This is a genomic window from Flectobacillus sp., from assembly GCF_049240685.1.
Lineage (GTDB): Bacteria > Bacteroidota > Bacteroidia > Cytophagales > Spirosomataceae > Flectobacillus.
Genome location: NZ_JBMLSD010000198.1, coordinates 6079 through 9660, shown reverse-complemented (window position 1 = coordinate 9660; position 3582 = coordinate 6079). Strand labels below are relative to the sequence as shown.

General features: G+C 37.4%; 3 protein-coding genes. All 3 read left to right on the top strand.

Annotated features, from left to right (window positions below; genetic code table 11):
- The first annotated feature begins 134 nt into the window (after window positions 1–134).
- The 3 genes from ACOVQ4_RS09055 (at window position 135) to ACOVQ4_RS09045 (ending at window position 3564) form a co-directional block, all read left to right on the top strand.
- The gene (locus ACOVQ4_RS09055) at window positions 135–827 is read left to right on the top strand and encodes a hypothetical protein (protein WP_421820331.1); all 693 of its coding nucleotides are present in this window, start codon (window positions 135–137) and stop codon (window positions 825–827) included.
- Window positions 828–1141: 314 nt separating this feature from the next.
- Window positions 1142–2545 (top strand): class II fumarate hydratase, encoded by a 1404-nt coding sequence (gene fumC, locus ACOVQ4_RS09050; protein ID WP_421820330.1) that lies wholly within the window; start codon window positions 1142–1144, stop codon window positions 2543–2545.
- Window positions 2546–2733: 188 nt separating this feature from the next.
- Window positions 2734–3564 carry an inositol oxygenase family protein gene (locus tag ACOVQ4_RS09045; protein WP_421820329.1) on the top strand — a complete coding sequence of 277 codons (831 nt, stop codon included), beginning with the start codon at window positions 2734–2736 and terminating at the stop codon, window positions 3562–3564.
- Window positions 3565–3582: the final 18 nt, after the last annotated feature.

Below are 3582 nucleotides of genomic sequence, written 5' to 3'. Positions count from 1 at the left end.
TAATTTTGTACAGTTACTTAAACTTTAGATATAAAGAGTATTTTTAGAGAAATTAATACTTTTAAGAAAAAACACAATTGCCTATGATTGAAGCGTTTACTATTCTTTACTTAAAATACATTAAAATTAAGCTTATGAATATTAAACGAACAGTCCTCGCTTGTGTCCTATTTGTAGGATTATCTATCAGTAATCTAAGTTTGGGTCAAAAAGTTACCGAAAGTATATATGAGGGTAAGCCTGTACTTACATCGAATACAAAAGGTAACAAGAAAAGTCTATTGAAAGCATGGTGTGAATATTTAGAAAATAGTTATCATGCAAAAACTAAACGAAGAAGCAATAAAGTTATCGCCGACAACGTTGTGTTTAGTGACATTACTACATCTTCTGTAAATAGTATATTATATGTTGAAGAAAGTAGAGTGGAGAAAGGAATATTTAATGTATATTTGTATACAAATTCAGCAAGTGAAAAAACCTCGAGTCAAACCTATACTCCAGAGGAAGTTTTGAAGCTTTCAAGCAATTTAGAAAACTTCTTATCACGCTACCAGTACAATTACCTTTCGGGCCTTTTGCAGGAAGACCAAGCGTCTCTTGGAAAAAGTCAGAAAAGTCTCAACAAACTCCTAATCGCAAACACAAAACTTGAAAAACGCATTGAGCGTTCGTTGCGAAGCATTGCCAAATCGCAAGAACAAGTAGAGGCGGATAAGAAATCAATAGAAGAAAATAAAGCTAAAGTGGCTGATTTGCAACAACAAATCAACCAACAACGCTCAAAGATATTGAATCTCGAACAAAGTCGAGACCAAAAGAACTAATTTAGTTAAGGTGAAAAAAGTGGAACACCACTCTCTTACTTTTAATTAAGTAAGAGTTATAATCCCAGGTAAATATATGGTTACCTGGGATTTTTGTTTACCCAAATATAGGGATTTTCTACTAAGAAAAATATTTGATAGGAAGATATTTTCAGAAACATCCCAAAAAATAGCCTTCTTGTCGCACCTATCAATTTTTACCACAAAAAAATAAAAATCATTCCCTTTCAACTTATTTGTAGTGTACCTTTGCGTGATTTATTATTCCTACAACGCAAGTTTAGCGAAACCAATTACCAATTCTCAATTTGACAATGGAATACAGAATAGAAAAAGACACGATGGGTAAGGTGCAAGTACCTGCCAATGTTTACTGGGGAGCTCAGACCCAACGTTCAATCATGAATTTCCCGATTGCTCAGGACATCAACAAGATGCCTAAGGAAATCATTAAGGCTTTTGCGTATCTCAAAAAAGCTGCAGCCTTTGCCAACTTCGACGCTGGTGTTTTGGCTGAGGACAAAAAAAATCTTATCGCTCAGGTATGTGATGAGATTCTTGAAGGCAAATTGGATGATCAATTTCCATTGGTAGTTTGGCAAACTGGTTCGGGAACTCAATCAAATATGAACTGCAACGAGGTAATAGCCTACCGCGCCCACGTAATCAATGGAGGTTCTTTGCTTGACGAACAAAAATTTGTTCATCCTAACGACGATGTAAACAAGTCTCAATCTTCTAACGATACATTCCCTACTGCAATGCACATTGCAGCCTACAAAATCTTGTTGGAAGTAACCATTCCAGGTATCAAAACACTTCGCGATACGCTCGATGCCAAGGCTAAGGCTTTCAAAGATGTTGTAAAAATTGGTCGTACTCACTTTATGGATGCAACTCCTCTGACCTTAGGTCAAGAGTTTTCTGGCTATGTATCTCAGTTAGATCATGGTTTGCGTGCTATCAATAATACCTTAGCGCATTTAGCTGAACTGGCTTTGGGTGGAACTGCCGTTGGTACAGGTATCAATACGCCAAAAGGTTATGATGTAAACGTTGCAAAACATATTGCTGACTTAACTGGTTTGCCGTTTATTACTGCTGAGAATAAATTCGAAGCTTTGGCGGCACACGATGCGATTGTTGAAGCACACGGTGCTTTGAAAACTGTAGCGGCTAGCTTAATGAAAATCGGTAACGATATTCGTATGTTATCTTCAGGCCCTCGTTCGGGTATTGGCGAAATCTATATCCCAGACAACGAGCCAGGTTCGTCAATCATGCCAGGAAAAGTAAACCCAACACAATGCGAAGCTATGACTATGGTTGCAGCTCAGGTAATGGGTAACGATGTGGCTATCAATATTGGCGGTTCGATGGGTCATTTTGAATTGAACGTATTCAAACCTGTCATGATTTATAACTTCTTGCACTCGGCTCGTTTGATTGGTGATGTTTGTGTTGCCTTCAACGACAAGTGTGCGGTGGGTATTGAACCATTACACGAAAATATCAAAAAACACGTAAACAACTCGCTGATGTTGGTAACTGCTTTGAACACAAAGATTGGTTACTACAAGGCTGCTGAGATTGCTCAAACAGCTCACAAAAACGGTTCAACTTTGAAAGAAACAGCTATTGCTTTAGGTTACTTAACTGCTGAGGAATTTGATCAGTGGGTAAAACCTGAAAACATGGTTGGCGAAATCAACGTGTAGTCCATTTTCATAGTATTTTTCTAAGAAAAGCCTCAAACCAAGTATGGTTTGGGGCTTTTTATTTGTACTTTATTTTGAAATCGATTTCACGAAATATTTCATTATTTTTCAAAAAATCTTCAGTAGCTTAGTGTCAAATATTCCTTTTCGATGAAAAATAGGTAATTAAACAAGAAAAATATCATACCATGGAAGAAGTACTAGTAAAAGAAAAATCAGAGTTTCGTAACTACGACCAAGGCGACATTACTGCTGCCGTAAAAGAGCATTATCGTAAAATGCGTACCAGACAAACTTACGATTATGTACAGGCAATGAAGAAGAAATACCTTACTTTCGACAAGCCAATGCACTTGTGGGAAGCCATGGAAAAACTGAACGCTCTTATTGATGTAAGTGACCCAGATTTGAATTTACCAAACGTACAGCATTTGCTTCAATCGGCAGAGGGTATGCGTGCTGAAGGTCGCCCAGACTGGATGCAATTGGTTGGCTTGATTCATGACCTTGGCAAAGCTATGTATCTTTGGGGCTCAGACGAGGATGGTACTTCACAGGCAGAACAGTGGGGCTTGGTTGGTGATATTTTTGTTGTTGGCTGTAAACTTCCAGATTCTTGTGTTTACCCTGAGTTTAATGAACTTAACCCAGATATGCAAGACGAAAGATATAACACCGAATTAGGAGTTTATGAGGAAGGTTGTGGACTTGACAATTTACAATTGGCTTGGGGTCATGATGAGTATTTGTATCAAGTTTTGAAAAATCATAAAGACAATACCATTCCAGAAGAGGGTATGGTAATGGTTCGTTATCATTCATTCTACCCTTGGCATACTGGAGGTAGTTACACTAAGCTGTTGAATGAAAAAGACGAGCAGTACAAAGAGTGGATTAAAGATTTTAATCAATATGACTTGTACACTAAATGTCCAAAAATTTATGACCTTGAAGAAATGAAAGAATACTATTTGCCAATTGCCGAAAAGTATCTTGGTTCAGGGCCGATTTACTGGTAATAGGTTAAAAAACGTTAT

Coding starts and splice junctions, on each gene's coding strand:
- ACOVQ4_RS09055 (WP_421820331.1), top strand. CDS start 135: ATGAATATTAAACGAACAGTCCTCGCTTGTGTCCTATTTGTAGGATTA.
- fumC (WP_421820330.1), top strand. CDS start 1,142: ATGGAATACAGAATAGAAAAAGACACGATGGGTAAGGTGCAAGTACCT.
- ACOVQ4_RS09045 (WP_421820329.1), top strand. CDS start 2,734: ATGGAAGAAGTACTAGTAAAAGAAAAATCAGAGTTTCGTAACTACGAC.